Consider the following 20658-nt stretch of genomic DNA (forward strand, 5'->3'; position numbering starts at 1 on the left):
TAAGCGTGCGCCCTGCCGACCACAGTGGCCAGAACCGCCGATCCTTTCGGCGATTCAGTGGTAGTCCGGCACCGCGCGGGGCAGATTGGGCAGATGACCATGCCCACCCCTCTCCGCTTGAAGTCGGCGGCCGGTCGAGGCGTGCTGTTCGCCACCATCCTCGCTTCCGGGATGGCGTTCCTGGACGGCACCATCGTCAACGTCGCGTTGCCGCACATCGGGGAAGACCTGGGCTCGACCGTCGCGGGTCTGCAATGGACGGTCAACGGCTATCTGCTCACCCTCGCGGCGTTTGTGCTGCTCGGCGGCTCGCTCGGCGACCGGCTCGGGCGCCGGAAGATCTTCGTGATCGGCATTGTCTGGTTCACCGTCGCGTCGGTGCTGTGCGCGGCGGCGCCGACCATCGGCGCGCTGATCGGCGCCCGTTTCCTCCAGGGCGCCGGCGCGGCCCTGCTCACGCCCGGCTCGCTCGCGATCATCCAGGCGTCGTTCCAACCCGACGACCGCGGCAAGGCGATCGGCATGTGGTCGGGCTTCTCCGGCATCTCCACCGCGCTCGGCCCATTCGTCGGTGGCTACCTGATCGACGCGCTCTCCTGGCGCTGGGCGTTCCTGATCAACGTGCCGCTCGCGGTGCTCGCCCTGCTCGCGGCGTTCCGCTGGATCCCGGAGAGCCGCGCGCCGAAGGAGGCCACCCGGTTCGACGCGACGGGCGCGGCCCTGGCCGCACTCGCGCTGGCGGGCATCACGTTCGCGCTGATCGAGGGGCCCGACGACGGCTGGGGCTCGCCGGTGGTGGTCGGCGCGATCGGCATCGGGGTGGCCTGCGCGATCGGCTTCGTGCTGGTCGAACGGCACAAGGGCGACGGCGCCATGACGCCGCCTTCGCTGTTCCGCAGCCGGATCTTCACGGTGCTCAACATCTACACCGTCCTGGTGTACGCCGCCCTCAGCGGCCAGAGCTTCTTCCTCGCCGTGACCCTGCAGAACGTCGCCGGCTACGACGCCCTGCAGACCGGACTCGCCACCCTGCCGGCCACCGGGCTGATGCTGTTGCTCTCGGCCCGCTCGGGCGCCCTGGCCACCCGGATCGGCGTGCGCTGGCAGCTCACCGTCGGCCCGGTGATCGCCGGGGTCGGGATGCTGCTGCTGCGCGGGATCGGCCCGAACGCCGACTATGTCACCGACGTACTCCCTGGTGTGCTGCTCTTCGGTCTGGGCCTGACCACCCTGGTGGCGCCGCTGACCACCGCCGTGCTCGCCGCGGTCGACATGCGGCATTCCGGCATCGCCAGCGGAGTCAACAACGCGTCGGCCCGGGCCGGTGCGCTGGTCGCGATCGCCGCGCTGCCGCTGCTGGTCGGCCTGACCGGCGAGGCCTACCAGGTGCCGGCCGAACTGACCTCGGCGTTCCGCTCGGCGATGCTCTGGTGCGCCGGCCTGATGGGTGCCGGCGCGCTCCTGGCGCTGGTCTTCTGCGTCGGGCTGCCCAAGGTGCTCTGGCACCGAGCGGTGACGACGATGACCACGGCAACGCATTCAGTGCACCCGGTGCACCCGGTGCGGGAGAGCGACGCCTGAACAGGGGCTGCGCGTAGGTGATCTTCAAACTATGCTCCGCCGGTGCGTCTGACTCGCAAACTCGCTGTGCTCGCCGCGGTCCTGGTCGTGACCGCCGGCACCGTTGCCGTGGCACCGCCGGCGCTGGCCGCCGTCGCGCCGACGATCGTCGCCACCGCGGTGTGTGACGAGGCCACCGCCACCTACACGGTGACCTGGACCGTCACCAACGCAAAGGAGACGCCGGCGACCATCAACAGGGTGGTCGCCAACCCGCCGGCGCCGGTCGGCACCTTCACCGGCATCGCGGTCGGTGACGTCGTGCCGCCGGCATCGCAGGGATCGCTCACCGCGACCGCGACCGTGCACAGCTACCTGCGGCAGAACACGAACCTGCAGATTTACCTCGACGGAGGCTCCCAGTACTCGAAGCTGGTGACCTTGCCGGTCTGTGGCAATCCGGTCCTGCCGATCGTCAGCTTCACCTCGGATTGCGACTACCTGACTCTCAGCGTTTCGATGCCTGCTGGCGGCTATCCGGTGCAGGTCCTGACCAGCCCGGCCAGTGACCCGGAGCTTGGGATCGTGCAGCCCGGCGCTCCCGCGCAGACAGTCAAATGGCGTTCACCTGACGAAGAGATCTTCACGGTGCTGGCGTATGTCGGACAGCTTGCGCCAGGTCGGTGGGAGCCGGAGCCGTCCTGCGTGGCGCCGGTGTCGCTCGGGCAGTTCCAGCTCTTCGCCAGCGTCAACTTCCGCTACGTCGTGCCGTCGGCCTCCGCCAGCCCGGGTCGGGTCGACCAGGCGATGGCCGACGAGGTTCGTTCGAACGAGGAAGCCAACACCAACTTCGAGTTTCTCGACGCCGGCGACGGCTATATCGCGATCCGCGAGCCGGAGCAGGACCTGCTGTTGACCTATTTCAGCGACGCCGCACCGCTGGGCTGGTCGTGGGACGGCCGCGTGGGCGACCCGCAGCGGTTCCGGCTGATCAAGAACGCCGACGGGACGGTCAGCCTGAGCGCCAAACTCAACGGCAAATACGTCACCGCCGAGAAGGCCGGCGCGAAGCCGCTCTACGCCAACCGCACCGCGATCGGGCCCTGGGAGAAGTTCACCCGGTACGCGGCCAACAGCGGTCCGGGCACAATCAACGCGATCGTCAACAACCTGAACGTGACGGCCGAGTCGGCGGGTAAGAAGCCGCTGATCGCCAACCGGATGGACCCCGCCCGGTGGGAGTTCTTCTACGTCGAGAACCTCGGCAACGACGAGGTCGCGCTGCGGTCCCTGGTCAACGGCAAGTACGTGTGCGCCGAGTCGGCCGGCAAGAAGGAACTGATCGCCAACCGCACCACCGTTGGACCGTGGGAGACCTTCAAGGTCATCCGGAACGGCGACGGGTCGGAAAGCCTCAAGGCCAAAGCCAACGGAAAATACGTCACCGCCGAGTCGGCCGGCCGCAAGCCGCTGATCGCCAACCGGACCGCGATCGGGTGGTGGGAGAAGTTCAACCTCTACGGCTACAACGGCGCGACAGGAGCCTGACCGCGACGGCACGGCCGAAAAGCGGACCCCGCGTCGGTGATCTTGGAACTAGGCTGCGTGCCGTGCGTCTGAACTCCAAGATCGCCGTCGTCGTCGCGGCGCTGGTTGGCTCGGGTGGTGCCGTTTTCGTGGCATCACCGGCGCTGGCCGCGGTGCCCAAACCGACGATCACCATGAACGCCGTCTGCGACGCGGCAACCGCTACCTACACCGTGACGATGGCCATCACCAACGCCACCGAGACTCCGCTGGCACTCACCGAGACCTCGGTCCTGCCGCCCGCACCGGTCAGCACCATCAGCGGCTTCGCGGTGGGCGACATCCTGCCGCCGGCGTCGCAGGGATCGCTCGTCGCGACCATGACCATGCACAGCTACCGCAACAACCAGGTCCCGGACCTGTCATTCCGCCTCGAGGGGTCGACAACCCCCTACGGCGGCGGTCTGCTCCTGCCGCTGTGCGGTGAGCCGGTCCAGCCGACCGTCCAATTCACCTCGCACTGCGACGAGTTCGAAATCACCGTCGCGATGCCCGAGGGCGGTTATCCGGCGCCGATGTATGTCGATTACGACCACCTGCCGACGTTGGTGGTGGAACCCGGTGGTCCGGCGAAGACCTGGCGGTTCCCCTGGACCAAGGTGAACGCGCCGCTCGCGGTGTGGATCCAGAACGTCGGGCCGGTGGCGACCGGGCAGTGGGTCGAGCCCTCGTCGTGCGAGTCGACGCCACCACCCCCGCCTCCGCCGGCGTCGCTGGGCGTCTTCAACCTGTTCGCCCAGGCCAACTTCCGCTACCTCGTTCCGGCCGCGAGCGGCGTGAACAACCAGGGTCCGGTCGACTCGGTGCGGGCGATCGAGACCGCCCCGAAGGTCGACGCGACCAACCTCGAGTTCCTGGACGCCGGCAACGGCGATGTCGCGGTGCGGCAACCGGGCAACAAGACGCTGCTGACCGTCGCCGGCGACACGGTGCCGCTGCGGTGGACGTCGAGCCAGTCGATCCTCGACTCGCAACGGTTCCGGCTGCTCACCAACACCGACGGCACGGTGAGCCTGCGCGCCAACCTCAACGGCAAGTATGTGACCGCGGAGAAGGCCGGCGCTCAGCCCCTTTTCGCCAACCGGACCGCGATCGGCCCTTGGGAGAAGTTCACCCGGAATGCGAAGGGCACGGGCCCGGCCCCGATCAACGCGCTCATCAACAACAAGTTCGTGACCGCGGAAAAGGCCGGCGCTCAGCCGTTGATCGCCAACCGCGGCGTCGTCGGCCAGTGGGAGTTCTTCACCGTCGAGTCGCTCGGCAACGGCAACGTCGCGCTCAAGTCGCTCGTCAACGGCAAGTATGTGACCGCCGAGAAGGCCGGCGCGAAATCGCTGATCGCGAACCGCGCGGTGGTCGGCCCGTGGGAGACGTTCAAGGTGATCACCAACGCCGACGGGACCGAGAGCCTTCAGGCACAGATCAACGGTAAATATGTCACTGCGGAGAAAGCCGGCAAGCAGGCGCTGATCGCCAACCGCACGGCGATCGGGCCGTGGGAAAAGTTCAATATTTTCGGCTGACGATAGGGGACAGCGAAAGCGGCCATCGTGGATTTAGGCTGCGCCCGTGCGCCTGACCCGTAAGTTCGCCGTTCTCGTCGCCACCATCGTGGCAGCGGGTGGTGCCGTTGTGGCGGCACCACCCGCGCTCGCCGCCCCACCACTGACGACGACGGCTGTCGCCGTATGTGATGCGGCCAGCGCGACCTACACGATCACCTGGACGATCACCAACGCCGCCGAGACCCCGTTGACCATTGCCTCGGTGTGGCTTACCCCGGACGCTCCGATCAGCGCGCTGAGCGGGATCGCGCCCGGCTCCATCGTGCCGCCCGCGTCCGAGGGTCCCCTGATCGCGACCTCGACCGTGCACAGCTATTTCTTCTCCCGCGCGATTATCCGGATGACACTCGAGGGATCGCCCAACGTCTACGGTGGCGGCCCCAGCCTGCCGGTCTGCGGCAAGCCGGTGATGCCGCAGATCGGCTCCGTCTCGCGGTGCGACGCATTTGAGATCAGCGCCGAGATGCCGGCGAATGGCTATGCCGTTTCACTCAGCATCCGCGACCAGCCCACGCTGATTGTCGAGCCGGGGATGCCCGCGAAGAAGTGGACGTTGCCCGCCGAGCCCGGAGCTGTCTACGTCGAAATCCCGGGCCAAGGCTTCGTCGCCTCCCCCGAGTGGGTGCCACCGCGCTCGTGCGTGTCGCCGTCGCTGGGCGTTTCCCAGCTGTTCGCGCTGGTCAACTACCGCTACGTTTTGCCGACCAACGCGGGCCCCGGCACGCCGGTCGACACGGTGCGGGCCGACACGATCAGCCCGATCGAACAGACCAAACTCGAGTTTCTCGACGCCGGCGACGGATACATCGCGATCGAACAGCCCGCCAACAAGTCCTTGTTGTCTGTTGTCAGCGACACCGAGCCGTTGCGGTGGCAGTTCCACGACTACGTCGGTGATGCCCAACGGTTCCGGCTGGTCACCAACGCCGACGGGTCGGTCAGCCTGCGGGCCAAGCTCAACGGGAAATATGTCACCGCCGAAAAGGCAGGGAAGCAGCCGTTGTATGCGAACCGGGCGGCGATCGGCCCCTGGGAGAAGTTCACCCGTTACGCCGTGGGCGCGGGGCCCGCACCGATCCTCGCACTGGTCAACAGCGGCTTCGTGACGGCGGAGTCGGCCGGCAAGAAGCCGCTGATCGCCAACCGCGGCGACGCAGCCCTGTGGGAGTTCTTCTTCGTCGAAGACCTCGGCAACGGCAAGGTGGCGCTGAAGTCCCTGGTCAACGGCAAGTACGTGACCGCGGAATCGGCCGGCAAGAAGCCGTTGATCGCCAACCGGGCGGCGGTCGGGCCGTGGGAGACGTTCACGCTGGTCAGCAACGCCGACCAGACGCAGAGCCTCCGGGCGCAGGTCAACGGCAAGTATGTGACGGCCGAGAAGGCCGGTGCGCAGCCGCTGATCGCCAACCGGGCCGCGATCGGGCCCTGGGAGAAGTTCAACCTGCTCCGCTGAACAGCCCGGAGCCCGGCACCCATGTTCGGGTGCCGGGCTCCGGTCTTTCCGGGATCGCCGGTTACTTGCGGGCGCGGTTGACCGCGCTGGTGATCGCCCGCATCGAAGCGTTGACGATGTTGGGGTCGAGGCCGACGCCCCAGACGGTCTTGCCGTCGACGTCGCATTCCACATAGGCCGCGGCGCGGGCGTCGCCACCCGAAGACATGGCGTGCTCCGCGTAGTCGAGCACGCGTACGCGAATGCCCATGCTCTGGATCGCGTTGACATAGGCGTCGATCGGGCCGTTGCCGATCGCGGTCAGCACCCGCTGCTCGCCAGCAAAGCCGACGGTGGCCTCGACCTCCACCTTGTCCTCGACGGTGGCGGTCGCGTACCCGTGCAGGGTGATGTCGTTGGTCCGCGGCGTGAGGTATTCGGCAGCGAAGATCTCCCACATGCGCTCGGGCTCGACCTCGCCGCCCTCGTTGTCGGTGAAGCCCTGCACCACGCCGGAGAACTCGATCTGGAGCCGGCGCGGCAGGTCGAGGTTGTGCTCCTCTTTCATGATGTAGGCGACGCCGCCCTTGCCGGACTGCGAGTTGACCCGGATGACCGCCTCGTAGGTGCGGCCCACGTCGCGCGGGTCGATCGGCAGGTAGGGCACGCCCCAGGTGTGGTCGTCGATCGGCACGCCGGCTTCCTTGGCGTCCTTGGCGAGGGCGTCCAGGCCCTTCTTGATCGCGTCCTGATGCGAGCCGGAGAAGGCGGTGTAGACCAGATCGCCGGCGTAGGGGTGGCGCTCGTGCACCGGCAGCTGGTTGCAGTATTCGACGGTGCGCTTGATCTCGTCGATGTTGCCGAACTCGACCTGCGGGTCGACGCCCTGCGAGAACAGGTTGAGGCCCAGCGTGACCAGGTCGACGTTGCCAGTGCGCTCGCCGTTGCCGAACAGGCAGCCCTCGACCCGGTCGGCGCCGGCCAGCACGCCCAGCTCGGCGGCGGCGACGGCGGTGCCGCGGTCGTTGTGCGGGTGCAGGCTCAGCACGACGCTCTCCCGCCGGGGCAGGTTGCGGTGCATCCACTCGATCGAGTCGGCGTAGACGTTGGGCGTGGCCATCTCGACGGTCGCCGGCAGGTTGATGATCAGCGGGCGGTCGGGCGTCGGGTCGATCACGTCGATGACGGCGGCGCACACCTCGAGCGCGTATTCCAGCTCGGTGCCCGTGTAGGACTCCGGCGAGTATTCGTAGAAGATCTCGGTGTCCGGGGTGTGGATCTCCGCGTATTTCTGGCAGAGCCGCGCACCGCTCGTGGCGATGTCGGTGATGCCGTCCTTGTCGAGGCCGAACACCACCCGGCGCTGGAGCGTCGAGGTCGAGTTGTAGAAGTGCACGATCGCGCGCTTGGCGCCGCGCAGCGACTCGAACGTGCGGTCGATCAGGTGCTCACGACACTGGGTCAGCACCTGGATCGTCACGTCGTCGGGGATCATGTCGTCTTCGATGAGCTGGCGGACGAAGTCGAAATCGGTCTGGCTGGCCGACGGGAAGCCGACCTCGATCTCCTTGTAGCCCATCTCGACCAGCAGGTGGAACATCCGGCGCTTGCGCTCGGGTGACATCGGGTCGATCAGCGCCTGGTTGCCGTCGCGCAGGTCGACGGCGCACCACCGGGGCGCGGTCTCGACGCGGCGGGTGGGCCAGGTGCGGTCGGGCAGGTCTACGCCGAACTGTTCGTGGTAGGACGCGTAGCGCTCGAAAGGCATGCGGCTGGTGCGTTGGCGGGCGATGGGATTCGTGGACGCAACGTCAGACATCGCTGAGGCTCCTGAGGCATTTTTTGTCATGGGCGCCGTCGGTCGGCTCGAAAGTTGGACTTCTTCGTGCAGGAGCGGACGGCGCGACTCAGCTCCGCGACGGGGTGCCGGCCTGAGGGGCCCCGTCGCGGCACGGAAGCAGGAGTTCGCGTTGCCACATGACAACGATCACCCTACGTGACCTCGTGGGCGATTTGCCAAGCACCTTCCGGACTCTGAGACAGAAGTCTCGTCAGGTTGCCGGTCGGGTACTCCCTGTCACGCTCGGCGTGGGGGTCGGCGGTGCGGCCATGCCCAACGGCTTGCCGTCGGTGACCGGGCCGGGCATCGCCACGGTGGCCGGTGCCGGGCCGGGTGGGCCGGCCAGCACGAGATCGCCGTAGTCGAGGCGGGCCGCGGTCAGCGTGCCATCGGCGTCGTAGCAGTAGATGCCCACGTCGAGAGCGGCGGTGACGGACGCCGTCGTGGTCTCGACCGCGAAGCAGGAGCCGCCGGCGCCGGGCACCCGGGCGGCCGTCGAGACCGCGAGCGGCGCGCCCTGGTCGGTCAGCACATGGCGAACGGTGACCAGCGGCCGCTGCACCTGCGGGTCGATCGCGTCGGGCACATCGGCGTCGCTGTCGCCGATCTGCACGCACCGCGGCGTGATCGCCTCGTCGGCCGAGGGCAGCGCGCACTGGAAAAGGCCGATCTCGTTGTGCACGATCGAGATGTCGACGGTGCCGCCCAATGCGAGATCGGGCACGTCGACCCGCCAACTGCCGTCCTTCGCGATCGTCACGGAGACGCTGCGCTCCCGGTTGTCGGCGCGGTAGGTGTAGATCGCGGTGAGCGTGCGGTCCTGCGCCGCGGCGGCTAGCGCGGCCAGTTGGTCACGCGCGGCGGCCTCAGCGGTGGGTGGCGGGCCGGTCGGGGTCGGCTCGTCGGACTCGGGCGCGGGATCTCCGCCACAGCCGGTGAGCAGGAGCACGCCGGTCAACGCGCCGGCGAACCACCGGCGCGGGCGCACCCCGTACCCCCACACGGGGTTCATTGTGGGGGTCTTGCCATGTAGACCGGTCCATGCGTGCCGGCGTGTCTTCGGTCGGCTGGAACTTCTGATCGTGAACGGTGCGTGACGGTCCGTCAGATGGTGGGATCGCGACTCCCCTCACACCTTGGCCGCCGGTACCCTGACGGGGGAAAATTGCGCGCCGCCGGCGGCCAACCCGGCGGCGTTGGCACGTTCGCCTCGCGTGGCGCCGACCCGGCACCACAGGGGCGCGGAGTATGTGAAAGGGAGCGTTCCGCGGTGGCGCTTGTTGTGCAGAAATACGGCGGCTCGTCGGTCGCCGACGCCGAGCGGATCAAGCGGGTGGCCGAGCGCATCGTCGATGCCCGCAAGGCCGGCAACGACGTGGTGGTCGTGGTGTCCGCGATGGGCGACACCACCGACGAGCTGCTCGACCTCGCCCACCAGGTCAGCCCGCTGCCCGCCGGGCGCGAGCTCGACATGCTGTTGACCGCCGGCGAGCGCATCTCGATGGCGCTGCTCGCGATGGCGATCCAGAACCTGGGCTACGAGGCGCGGTCCTACACGGGCTCGCAGGCCGGCGTGCTGACCACCTCGGTGCACGGCCGCGCCCGGATCATCGACGTCACGCCCGGCCGGTTGCGCGGCGCCCTCGACGAGGGCGCGATCGCGATCGTGGCCGGGTTCCAGGGCGTCTCGCAGGACACGAAAGACATCACCACGCTGGGCCGCGGCGGGTCCGACACGACCGCCGTCGCGCTGGCCGCGGCGCTGTCCGCCGATGTCTGCGAGATCTACACCGACGTTGACGGCGTGTTCACCGCCGATCCGCGTATCGTGCCAAACGCGCGGCACATCAAGCAGATCACCTACGAGGAGATGCTCGACCTGGCCGCCTGCGGCGCCAAGGTGCTGATGCTGCGCTGTGTCGAATACGCCCGGCGCTTCAAGGTGCCGATCCATGTCCGCTCGTCTTACTCGCAGAACCCCGGCACTATCGTCACCGGATCGATGGAGGATCTTCCTGTGGAGCAGGCACTGATCACCGGAGTCGCTCATGACCGCAGCGAAGCCAAGATCACGATTGTCTCGGTCCCTGACGAACCGGGCGCGGCCGCCAAGATCTTCGAAACCGTGGCCGGTGCCGAGATCAACCTCGACATGATCGTGCAGAACGTCTCGACCGGTCAGGCCGGCGCACACCAGAGCGGCCGCACCGACATCTCGTTCACGCTGCCGCGCGAAGACGGTCCGGTCGCGATGGCCGCCCTCAACCGGATGCAGTCCGAGATCAACTTCGAAACGCTGCTGTTCGACGACCACGTCGGCAAGGTCTCCCTGGTCGGCGCCGGCATGCGCTCGCACCCCGGCGTCGCCGCGAAGTTCTTCGCCGCGCTGGCCGAGGCCGGCGTCAACATCGAAATGATCTCCACCTCCGAGATCCGGGTCTCCGTGGTCTGCCGCGACACCGACCTCGACGAGGCGGTCCGCGCGGTGCACGACGCGTTCGAGCTGGGCGGCACCGAGGCCGCTGTGATCTACGCGGGGACCGGGAGGTGAGCCCCGTGTCCGGTCTGCCTTCCCTAGCCGTGGTCGGCGCGACCGGAGCCGTCGGCACCGTGATGTGCGAGTTGCTGTCGGCACGTAAGAACGTGTGGGGCGAGATCCGGCTGCTGGCGTCGGAGCGCTCGGCCGGCAAGAAGGTCTACTGCCGGGGCGAGGAGCTGACCGTTCAGCCGCTCTCCGAGGCGTCGCTGGCCGGCGTCGACGTGGCGATGTTCGACGTCCCCGACGAGGTCTCCGCGGCCTGGGCCCCGCGGGCGGCCGCGCTGGGCGCCGTGGCGGTCGACAACTCCGGCGCGTTCCGGATGGACCGCGACGTGCCCCTGGTGGTGCCGGAGATCAACCCGGAGCAGATCCGCAACCGTCCCAAGGGCATCATCGCCAACGCCAACTGCACGACGCTCGCGATGATCGTCGCGATCGCCCCGCTGCACCGCGAATATGGCCTGCGCGAGCTGGTGCTGGCCTCCTACCAGGCGGTGTCCGGAGCCGGGCAGATCGGCGTCGACACGCTGCACGACCAGCTGACGAAGATCGCCGGCGACCGCGCCCTGGGCTCGCGCTCCGGCAACGTCCGCCAGGCGATCGGCGACGACCTGGGCCCGTTCCCGGCCCCACTGGCGCTCAACGTGGTGCCGTGGGCGGGTTCGCTCAAAGACGGCGGCTGGTCGTCGGAGGAGCTCAAGCTCCGCAACGAGTCCCGCAAGATCCTCGGGCTGCCCGACCTGAAGGTGTCGGCCACCTGCGTGCGGGTCAGCGTGGTGACCGGCCACTCGGTGGCGGTGCACGCGGTCTTCGGCACCGAGGTCACCGCCGAGGGCGCCCGCGAGGCGCTACGCAACGCACCCGGCGTGATCCTGGTCGACGACCCGGCGGCAGGCGAGTTCCCGATGCCGATCGACGCGGTCGGCACCGACCCGTCGTGGGTCGGCCGCATCCGCCGGGCGATGGACGACCCACGGGCGCTCGACCTGTTCGTGACCGGCGACAACCTGCGTAAGGGTGCGGCGCTCAACACCGCCCAGATCGCGGAGTTGGTCGCCGCGGAGCTCACCAGCAAGTAGCGGATAACTCGCTGCTGACCGCATCGCGGCAACGCCCGCAGCGGCGGCAACACGGTGCTGCCGCAGCGGGTGCCGCCTCTGCGGCGCCCGCTGGTCGCTGGGCGTGTTGCGGCGGTGCCGCACGGTTCGCAAGCCCCGACGGGTCGAGGCTTGGGCGTGTTGCGGCGGTGCCGCATGGTTCGCAAGCCCCGACGGGTCGAGGCTTGGGCGTGTTGCGGCGGTGCCGCATGGTTCGCAAGCCCCGACGGGTCGAGGCTTGGGCGTGTTGCGGCGGTGCCGCATGGTTCGCAAGCCCCGACGGGTCGAGGCTTGGGCGTGTTGCGGCGGTGCCGCACGGTTCGCAAGCCCCGACGGGTCGAGGCTTGGGCGTGTTGCGGCGGTGCCGCACGGTTCGCAAGCCCCGACGGGTCGAGGCTTGGGCGTGTTGCGGCGGTGCCGCACGGTTCGCAAGCCCCGACGAGGCGAGCGCCTCCGCAGGGCTGTGCGCGTGAGATGACGAGCTAAGCGAGCCTTAGAGCCCGAGTTGCCGGCGGACCTCCGCAGCGACCCGGCCGCCTTCCGCGCGGCCGGCCACGGCGGCCTGTGCCGCCTTCATGGCCGGGCCCATCTGGGCTTTGCCGGTGAAGCCACCGTCGGCGAGGGCGCCGCTCACGATCTCGGCGATTTCCTCGTCGCTGAGCTGCTTGGGCAGGTAGCGGTCGAGGACCTCGCCCTCGGCCTGCTCCTTCGCCGCCTGCTCGGCGCGGCCGGCGTCGGCGAAGGCGGTCGCCGCCTCCCGGCGCTTCTTGGCCTCGCGGGTGAGCACGGCGAGGATCTCGTCGTCGCTGAGCTCGCGCTTCTCCTTGCCGGCCACCTCGGCGTTGCCGATCGCGGCCAGCGCCAGCCGCAACGTCGACGTCGTCATCTCGTCGCGTGCCTTCAGCGCTGTCCGCATGTCGTTGGTGAGGACGTCCTTGAGCGTGCTCATGAGGCCACAAACTACCCTGAGTCCCATGCGAAAGCGCACGGTATACCGGCTCGCCGCCGGCACGGCTGCAGCGGGGGCGGCGACCTTCGCCTACGCCTCGCTCGTCGAACGCAACCTGTTCACCCTCCGGCGGGCCGAGGTGCCGGTGCTGGCCACCGACGCGGAGCCGTTGCGCATCCTGCATCTCTCGGACCTGCACATGATGCCCGACCAGCGGCGCAAGCAGCGGTGGGTGGCCGCGCTCGCCGGCACCGATCCCGACCTGGTCGTGGTCACCGGTGACAACATGGCCAACCCGGGCGCGGTGCCGGGTGTGCTGCGGGCGTTGCAGCCGTTGCTCGACGTGCCGGGCGCGTTCGTGTTCGGGTCCAACGACTATCGCGGGCCGGTCTTCAAGAACCCGCTGGGCTACTTCAACAAAGACCGCGACTACGTGCAGGGCGTTGAGCTGCCCACCGAAGAGCTCCGCGAGGTTCTGGTCGGTGCGGGGTGGACCGACCTCAACAACGCGCGTACGACGCTCAAGGCGGGCGGGCGGCTGATCGAGGTGGTCGGGGTCGACGACCCGCACGTGGAGCGCGACGACTACGCCTCGGTGGCCGGGCCGGCCTCGCCGGCCGCCGACCTGCGGCTCGCGCTGACCCACACGCCCGAGCCGCGGGTGCTCGACGAGATGGCCCGCGACGGCTTCGACCTGATGGTCGCCGGCCACACCCACGGCGGTCAGGTCTGCGTGCCGTTCGTCGGCGCGCTGGTGACCAACTGCGGCCTGCCCCGGTCGATGGCCAGCGGCCTGCACCGCTGGCCCGGCACGGCCGCCTGGCTGCACGTCTCGGCCGGCCTCGGCACCCACCCGACCGCGCCGATCCGGTTCGCCTGCCGACCCGAGGCGACGCTGCTCACGCTCATCCCCCGCTGAGTCGGTATACCGAATTTGACCCGGGTGGGCGCTGGGCTACTATTGCTCGGCACGCCTCGGGGTGTGGCGCAGCTTGGTAGCGCGCTTCGTTCGGGACGAAGAGGTCGTCGGTTCGAATCCGGCCACCCCGACCAGGTTTGCAGAGGGCACGGCGGGAAACCGCTCGTGCCCTCGTTCATTTCCAGGGCGGGTCAGGCGGCCAGCCGGGTGCCGTCGCGGCCGTCGCGCTTGACGCTGTAGAGCGCCGCGTCGGCCCGGCGCAGCGCGCGCTCCGGCGGCTCGTCGTCGTCGACCATCGCCACTCCGATACTCACTGTGCGGCCGATCGCGCGGGTCGCCTCGGCCAGCCGCTCGGCGATGTTCATCGCCTCGCTGGGGTTGCGCACCTCGAGGACCGCCACGAACTCGTCGCCGCCCAGGCGGAACAGCTCGTCGACGTGGCGCAGGCCGTTCTGAAGGGCGCGGGCGACCGCGACCAGGACGGCGTCGCCCTCCTGGTGCCCGTAGGTGTCGTTGATGACCTTGAACTGGTCGATGTCGATGGCCAGCAGCGCCGTGCGGCCGGGGGTCGCGGTGCGGATCCGCTCGCCGAACGGGACCTGGTGCCGCAACCCGGTCAGCGGGTCGGACATCGCCAATTCCTGGAGCTGAGACAGGGTACGCAGGCGGTCCAGGCAGGCCCACGCCTGTGCGGCGAGCAGTTCCATCAGGTTGACCGTCGACGGGTCCGGTTCGGTGTTGGTCTCGTCGGCGATCAGCATCACGCCGCCGGTGTCGGCCGGGCCGACCGGCACCGCGATGAGGGTCGCCACGCCGGCGTCGATCAGCGGGCGGTAGACGTGTGGCACCCGGTGCCCGGTCTCGCCGAGGGTGTAGGAGGAGCCGTGCGAGTGTGCGATGTCGACCAGTTCCTGCAGCGCCGACTCGGGGAACAGGGCCATCACGTCGCGCAGCTTGGCCTCGAACTCCTCGGGTAGGTAGGTCGGCATGCCCAGGCGCATCCGCTGGTCGTCGCGGACGACCAGGACGGCGGCCGACAGGCCGGAGACGTCGCGAGCGGCGTCGTTGGCGGCGGCCATCAACTCCCACTCGCTGATCGCGGCGGTCAGCGCACCGGCGTGCCGGAGCAGCTTCTCGCTGCGGGTCTCGGCCGGTGGGCCGCCGAGTCGGGTGATCCGGTCGCCGAGGCATTCGGCGATCGCCTCGACGATGAGCCGGGCGGATTCGACGTCGGCCTCGGTGCGCCACTCGACGTTGAGCACACCGGTGGTCTGCCCGTCGTTGTCCATGAACGGAGCGCAGACCTCCAGGCGTACGTCCGGCGCGTTGAGCGGGATGTAGTCGGGGTCGTCCTCCGGGGAGGTGACGGTCTGGGTCTGGCCGGTGCGGAAGGCGCGACCGGACACACCGCGCCCTGGTTGCACGGTGGTGAAGACGTGCCAGGAACCGGCAGCGGCGACAGAACGTAGATGGTCACGCACCGGTAGCAGAGCAGCCGTCATCGCGCCCGTGTGGGCACTGAGCGTGGTAACAGTCACCCGGCATGCTTCTTCGACAGACGAGGCCCGGGTCAGGCGCGCCGTCACGTCGCGGACGATGCGTTCGTGATCCAGTCGCACGGTTCTTTCCGGTTAGGCGCAGTTATTCGCAGCACTGCAACTAAAGGCGAGTGACCTTCAGCAGCCTACCGACTGTATCCGGACCGTCACGACCCGGCCCAATCACGACAACGGGCCCGCCGGACAATGCCGGCGGGCCCGTTGACCTGCTGTTTGTCAGCCTCCTGGGCGCCGCGGTGGACCGGTGCCACCGGGGCCGTTGCCGGGACCGCCGGCACCCTTGCCGTTGCTCACTTGGATGACCACGACGCCGCCCTTGATCGTGCGGCCGTCGGGCGAGGTGCCCGCGGCGGTGCCCTCCGGGCACTTGGAGTCGATCGGCGTCGTGCGGTCGACGTCGACCTCGAAGCCGGCGCCCTCGAGCCTGGATCGGGCCGCGTCGACCGACTGGCACTCGACGTTGGGGATCGAACGCTGGTCGCCCTCGATCATCTTGGTGTTGCTGGGCGGGGTGAAGTTCTTCTTCGGCGCCTTCATCGCCTTCATGCCGTCGCGCAGCGTCTCGTAGACCGCCGGGTTGACGATGTCGTGCTCCATGTTGTGCGTCGTCTCGGCCCAGTCGGGGTCGGCCATGATGCCGGCGACGGCGAGCTGCTTGGTCATCGTGACCAGCGACGCGGTCTTCTCACTGTCGGTGGTGCCGGACTTGCCAGCCACCGGGTAGCCCACGATGTCGTGCACCGCCCGGGCGGTGGCGCCCCGGCAGCGTGACTTCGAGGAACTGTCGCCGAGCGGGCACCGGGCCGCGTCGACGGCCGCGCGGGCGACCTCCTGGTCAACAGCCTTGCGGCAGCGCGGTGCGGCGACGTCGAGCTTGGCGCCGTCTGGGGCGATGATCGCCTGCACCGGGTTGGGCTCGCAGTATCTGCCGTCGGCCGCCAGCGTCGCGTAGGCGTTGGCCAGGTCGAGCGGGGTCGTGGCCGAGACGCCCAGCGTGAAGGCGCCCCACTGGTCGGCGCCGTCCCTGTTGTTGGCGATCACGGCGTCGCTCTTGGCGCGGAACTTGATGCCCATCCGCTTGGCGGCGTCGACCACATTGGCCGCGCCGGCCGCCTGCTCGAGCGGCACGAAGAACGTGTTGACCGAGGCGCCGAAGCCGGACCACATGTCGTGCACGCCGGCCATGCTCGCGCTGGCGTTCTGTGGACAGTATTTGTTGGTGCCCGGACAGGCGCTCGGCCCATTGAATTCGACGATGTATTTCGACTTGAAGACCGGCTCCGCTTTGATCGTGTAGCTGAGCGGGAAGCCCTTCTCCAGCGCCGCGACCAGGGTGAAGATCTTGAACGTCGAGCCCGCCTGGTAGCCGGTGATGTCACCGCCACCGGTCAGCAGCGGGTTGGTGGTGTTGGGATAGGTGCCCCGGACCTTGCGCTTCTTCTTCGCCGGGTCGGTCGAGATCCCGTTCTGCGGCTTGTCGGTGGGGTCGAGCTTGTAGTTGCGGTTGACCGCCAGCGCCCGCACGTAGCCGGTGCCGGGCTCGATCGCCGCGACCATCAGCGCATTGGGATGGTTTTTGCCAGTTTTGTAGTATTGCTCGACATTGGCCTTCGCGGCGTCCTGGACGCCGGCGTCGAGCGAGGTAATGATCTTGTAGCCGCCGCTCTTCAGCCGCCGCTCACGGTCATAGGTCGTCGCGCCGAACGACTCCTGATCCATCCACCAGCGGTAGAAGAAGTCGCAGAAGAAGCCCCAGCTGTTTTTGGTGGTGGCCACGCAACCGTTGGGTGCCCGCTTGCCCTTGACGGTGAGCTTGACCGCCTTGGCCTTGTCGCGCTGCTCGGCGGTGATCGCGCCGATCTCGAACATGTTGTCGATGACGTAGTTGCGGCGCGCGACGGCCTGCGGGTAGCCGTCTTGGGTGGTCGGGTCGAACTCCGACGGCGCCTTCACCATGCCGGCCAGCAGTGCGGCCTCTTCAATGGTGAGGTTCTTGGGCTCCTTGGAGAAGTAGACCTGGCTCGCGGCGTAGACGCCGTAGGCGCCGGCACCGAACGGCGCGGTGTTGAGATAGCGCTCGAGGATCTCGGCCTTGCCCAGCTCTTTGTCGATCTGGAGGGCGTAGCGCATCTCGCGGATCTTGCGCTGCGGCGTGTCTTCCGTCGCGGCGACCACGTCCTGGGGGTCGGTCGCGGAGTAGGCGATCGCCAGCCGGACGTATTGCATGGTGAGCGTCGAGGCGCCCTGTGCGGTCTCGCCGGCCTGGTTGTTGGCCACGAACGCCCGGCCGATGCCCTTGATGTCGACGCCGTTGTGCTTGTAGAAGTTGTGGTCCTCGGCGGCGATGATCGCGTCCTGCATGAACTTGGACATGTCTTTGAGATCGACGTCGCGCCGGTTCTCGTCATACATCGTGGCCAGGGGCTTCTTGCCGTCGCTGGCGTAGATGTAGCTGATCTGCGGTGGGCGCTTGAGGGTCAGCTCGGTCGGCAGCTTGTCGAAGGTCTCGACGCCCGCCTTGGCCGCCAGGCCCGACATCGCGACAGCGGGGAACGCCGCGGCCGCCACGACCACCCCGGCCAGGACGCCACAGATGATCAGCGATGCCGCGTTGGCGAAAATGTTGTGGTCACGCCGCCGCATCCAGCTTTTTTTGCGGGGCTTCCCAGGCTGCGCACTCCGCTCACTCACCCCGACAGGGTACGGGAACGCACAACAATCTCGCGTCCCGCGTTTGGTGGGCAGACGTCGACACCGCACGCGCGAAGGTAAATCCGACGCGCCAGCACCAACGTCCTTCCGGGGCCGGCGTCGTTGTTGTGTTATGCGCACGCTCCGGCAGCCGGTGAGCACCAGCACCGACGATTCTGCCGGACTGCTGAGGTCTGTGTTGGCTTTTGACCGAATCCAGGCGAGATTTTCCGCGTACGGGGCATCTGAGCCGGCTCGCTATCCGACAGGCGAAGAGTGTCCCGGTTGTGATGTATTTATCTGACAACGTTGCGTAATCAGACGACTACGGAGCATGATGGTCCCGCGAGTATCGCGCGCCACCCGCCGCATCCCGGGGGAAACGGAGCGGTGGGTGACCGGGGGCAACACCTGCCGACTCGAGGTCGGGAGTCCGACTGGTGTGGAGAGTTCGGTAGCGGACTGCAAGGGGGGACGTGGACTGATGGGCATGATCACAGACTGGCCGACGTTGGCGGCATGCCAGAACGGGGACCCGGACGCGCTTTTCGTGCAGGGCGCTGAGCAGAACGTGGCGAAGCGGATCTGCCGGAGTTGCCCGGTGCGGTATGAGTGCCTGGCCGACGCGCTGGACAACCGCATCGAGTTCGGCGTCTGGGGTGGCATGACCGAGCGCGAGCGCCGGGCCTTGCTGCGACGCCATCCGCAGGTGGCGAGCTGGCGCAAGATGTTCGAGGCCGCGCTGCGCAACAAGGACAAGTCGCTGGTCACGGCTGGCTGATAGCCGAGCCGATCATCCGCAGCCCGTCGATGTCGTGGACATCGGCGGGCTGTGCGGTTACGGAGACCGTGGCGACCTCGGGGAACTCGGCCGCGAAGCCGGCCGTCACCGCGCGTTCCCGGTCGGCCAGCGCCGCCAGCGCGGCGTGGATGCGCAACGCGTCGGCGGTGGGTGCCTGCTCGCCGGCGTCGGCGAAGGCGGCCGCGGCGGCGAGGCTGGCCTCGGCGCTCAGTTGCGGCACCTGGGTGCCGTGCACCCGGTTGACCACGAGCCCGGCCAGCGGCATCCGCTCCTCGCCGAGCCGGCGGGCGAAGTAGGCCGCCTCCCGGATGGCGTCCTTCTCCGGCGTGGCCACGACGAGGAACGCCGTCTCGGGCGCCTGGAGGATCTGGAAGGTCTGCTCGGCGCGCTGCCGGAAGCCGCCGAACATCGAGTCGAGCGCGGCGACAAAGCCTGACAAATCAGTCAAAAGCTGCGCGCCAAGCACTTTTTGTACGACCCGTGAGAACACCCCGAACGACGCTGTGACCAGGCCGAACACGCTGCGCCCGCCGGCCCGGGCCGGTGCCAGCAGCAGGCGCAGCATCCGACCGTCGAGAAACCGGCCCAGCCGGGCCGGAGCGTCGAGAAAGTCGAGCGCCGACCGTGACGGTGGGGTGTCGACCACGATCAGGTCCCACTCGCCCTGTGCGTGCAGGTGGCCCAGCTTCTCCATCGCCATGTATTCCTGCGTGCCCGAGAAGGTCGAGCTCATCGCCTGGTAGAAGGGGTTGGCGAAGATCTCCGCCGCCTTCGCCGGGTCGGTGTGCGCGAGCACCACCTCGTCGAAGGTGCGCTTCATGTCGAGCATCATCGCGTGCAGCGAGCCGTCGGTGCCCTCGCCGACGCCCTTGACCGGGCGAGGGGTGTTGTCGAGCTCGGTCAGGCCGAGCGACTGGGCCAGCCTGCGGGCGGGGTCGATGGTGAGCACGACGGTGCGCCGGCCGTGCTGCTCAGCGGCCCGCAGGGCGAGGGCGGCAGCCGTCGTGGTCTTGCCGACTCCACCCGAGCCGCAACAGACCACGATGCGGACGCCCGGGTCGCTCAGGATCCGGTCGATGTCGAGCCGCGGCGGGTGTTGATCCGATGACACATGCCCGAGTTTATGGGGTCGGAGCAGCCAACAGAGCAGCGGCGAGAACGTCGAGCCCCTCCCGGTCGACGCCAGCGCTCAACAGGGGCAGCTCCAGCACCGGCCGACCCAGCTCGACGAGGTCGCCGCGGAGCGAATCTTCCAGCTCCTGACGGGTCAGATGGTTCTTCACCTCGGCGAAGAGGCCGGTGACCGTGGCCTTGTCGGTGGGCAGCCCGGCGGCCGTCAAACCGCGGCGCAGCTCGGCCTGCGACACCTTGCCGGCGGCCACCAGCGGTGTCTGAGCCTCGTTGACGATCACGTGCCCGACCGGGATGCGCAGCCGGTTGAGCTCGTCGATCGCGTCGACCGTCTCCTGGACCGGCATCTCCTCGAGAAGTGTGACCACATGCACAGCGGTCATCGGGGAGCGGAGCAGGGCCTGGACGCCGTCGCTCTGGGTCTTGATCGGCCCGACCTTGGCGAGCTTGGCGGTCTCCGCGGTCACGTTGAGGAATCGGCCGATCCGGCCCGTCGGTGGGGCGTCGACCACGACCGCGTCGTACACCCGATGCCCGCCGGAGGTTCTGGTTGTCGCCTCTTTGACCTTGCCGGTGAGCAGCACGTCGCGCAGGCCGGGCGCGATGGTCGTGGCGAAGTCGATCGCGCCCAACCGGCGCAGCGCCCGCCCGGCGGCGCCCAACCGGTAGAACATCTCGAGGTATTCGAGCAGCGCTTCCTCGGCGTCGATGGCCAGCACCCGCACCTCGCCGCCGCCGGCCGCCGCGGTGATCCGCCGCTCCTCGTAGGGCAGCGGCGGGGTGCCGAAAAGCTGGGCGACGCCCTGGCGACCCTCGACCTCGACGAGCAACGTGCGGCGCCCACCGGCGGCCAGCGCCAGCGCGAGCGCGGCGGCCACGGTGGTCTTGCCGGTGCCACCCTTCCCGGTCACCACATGCAGCCGCGCGGGCCACAGGTCAGCGCGTCGGCCGGTCGGGGCGGATCTGGTCACGCACCAAGAGTAAGCG

15 protein-coding genes and 1 tRNA gene are annotated in these 20658 nt (G+C 68.8%); 9 read left to right on the forward strand and 7 right to left on the reverse strand.

The features are described 5' to 3' along the window. Positions 1-93: 93 nt before the first annotated feature. The 4 genes from DFJ67_RS12580 to DFJ67_RS12595 all read left to right on the forward strand — a co-directional run bounded on the left by DFJ67_RS12580 (position 94) and on the right by DFJ67_RS12595 (position 6165). Positions 94-1581 (forward strand): MFS transporter, encoded by a 1488-nt coding sequence (locus tag DFJ67_RS12580; protein ID WP_116068048.1) that lies wholly within the window; start codon positions 94-96, stop codon positions 1579-1581. A 42-nt stretch (positions 1582-1623) separates the two neighbouring features. Then, positions 1624-3108 (forward strand): fascin domain-containing protein, encoded by a 1485-nt coding sequence (locus tag DFJ67_RS12585; protein WP_116068049.1) that lies wholly within the window; start codon positions 1624-1626, stop codon positions 3106-3108. Between the two features lie 62 nt (positions 3109-3170). Then, complete coding sequence (locus DFJ67_RS12590; RefSeq protein ID WP_116068050.1) at positions 3171-4670, forward strand: fascin domain-containing protein; 1500 nt, start codon at positions 3171-3173, stop codon at positions 4668-4670. Positions 4671-4716: 46 nt separating this feature from the next. Then, positions 4717-6165, forward strand: a complete 1449-nt coding sequence (locus DFJ67_RS12595) for a fascin domain-containing protein (RefSeq protein WP_116068051.1) — start codon at positions 4717-4719, stop codon at positions 6163-6165. Positions 6166-6226: 61 nt separating this feature from the next. On the opposite strand, the gene leuA is transcribed toward DFJ67_RS12595, so the two are convergent. Continuing rightward, positions 6227-7963, reverse strand: coding sequence for a 2-isopropylmalate synthase (gene leuA, locus DFJ67_RS12600; protein ID WP_409363005.1), 1737 nt, complete (start codon positions 7961-7963; stop codon positions 6227-6229). Between the two features lie 232 nt (positions 7964-8195). Then, the gene (locus tag DFJ67_RS12605) at positions 8196-8987 is read right to left on the reverse strand and encodes a hypothetical protein (RefSeq protein ID WP_239097650.1); all 792 of its coding nucleotides are present in this window, start codon (positions 8985-8987) and stop codon (positions 8196-8198) included. Between the two features lie 267 nt (positions 8988-9254). On the opposite strand from DFJ67_RS12605, the gene DFJ67_RS12610 reads away from it, so the two are divergent. Together DFJ67_RS12610 and DFJ67_RS12615 are read left to right on the forward strand one after the other, a co-directional pair. Continuing rightward, positions 9255-10535 (forward strand): aspartate kinase, encoded by a 1281-nt coding sequence (locus DFJ67_RS12610; protein WP_116068054.1) that lies wholly within the window; start codon positions 9255-9257, stop codon positions 10533-10535. 5 nt (positions 10536-10540) lie between these two features. Continuing rightward, the gene (locus DFJ67_RS12615; RefSeq protein WP_116068055.1) at positions 10541-11602 is read left to right on the forward strand and encodes an aspartate-semialdehyde dehydrogenase; all 1062 of its coding nucleotides are present in this window, start codon (positions 10541-10543) and stop codon (positions 11600-11602) included. A gap of 511 nt (positions 11603-12113) precedes the next feature. Here DFJ67_RS12615 and DFJ67_RS12620 read toward each other — a convergent pair. Further along, positions 12114-12569: a GatB/YqeY domain-containing protein gene (locus tag DFJ67_RS12620; protein ID WP_116068056.1), complete on the reverse strand. Its 456-nt coding sequence runs from the start codon at positions 12567-12569 to the stop codon at positions 12114-12116. Between the two features lie 25 nt (positions 12570-12594). On the opposite strand from DFJ67_RS12620, the gene DFJ67_RS12625 reads away from it, so the two are divergent. Both DFJ67_RS12625 and DFJ67_RS12630 read left to right on the forward strand, forming a co-directional pair. After that, positions 12595-13488, forward strand: coding sequence for a metallophosphoesterase (locus tag DFJ67_RS12625; RefSeq protein ID WP_116068057.1), 894 nt, complete (start codon positions 12595-12597; stop codon positions 13486-13488). Positions 13489-13545: 57 nt separating this feature from the next. Further along, positions 13546-13622: transfer RNA gene (locus DFJ67_RS12630), tRNA-Pro, on the forward strand. Between the two features lie 57 nt (positions 13623-13679). On the opposite strand, the gene DFJ67_RS12635 is transcribed toward DFJ67_RS12630, so the two are convergent. Continuing rightward, complete coding sequence (locus tag DFJ67_RS12635) at positions 13680-15101, reverse strand: sensor domain-containing diguanylate cyclase (RefSeq protein ID WP_116076110.1); 1422 nt, start codon at positions 15099-15101, stop codon at positions 13680-13682. Between the two features lie 162 nt (positions 15102-15263). After that, positions 15264-17690 carry a penicillin-binding protein gene (locus tag DFJ67_RS12640; RefSeq protein ID WP_116068058.1) on the reverse strand — a complete coding sequence of 809 codons (2427 nt, stop codon included), beginning with the start codon at positions 17688-17690 and terminating at the stop codon, positions 15264-15266. Positions 17691-18222: 532 nt separating this feature from the next. Between DFJ67_RS12640 and DFJ67_RS12645 the strand changes: the two genes are divergently transcribed. After that, positions 18223-18519 (forward strand): WhiB family transcriptional regulator, encoded by a 297-nt coding sequence (locus DFJ67_RS12645; protein ID WP_089254707.1) that lies wholly within the window; start codon positions 18223-18225, stop codon positions 18517-18519. On the opposite strand, the gene bagB is transcribed toward DFJ67_RS12645, so the two are convergent. Further along, a complete protein-coding gene (gene bagB / locus DFJ67_RS12650) occupies positions 18506-19651 on the reverse strand; it encodes an ArsA family ATPase (protein ID WP_116068059.1) in 1146 nt (381 codons plus the stop codon). The two genes, DFJ67_RS12645 and bagB, sit on opposite strands and share 14 nt — an antisense overlap. A 10-nt stretch (positions 19652-19661) precedes the next feature. After that, positions 19662-20642 carry an ATPase BagA gene (gene bagA, locus DFJ67_RS12655; RefSeq protein ID WP_116068060.1) on the reverse strand — a complete coding sequence of 327 codons (981 nt, stop codon included), beginning with the start codon at positions 20640-20642 and terminating at the stop codon, positions 19662-19664. Between the last annotated feature and the right edge of the window lie 16 nt (positions 20643-20658).

This window comes from Asanoa ferruginea (genome assembly GCF_003387075.1).
Lineage (GTDB): Bacteria > Actinomycetota > Actinomycetes > Mycobacteriales > Micromonosporaceae > Asanoa > Asanoa ferruginea.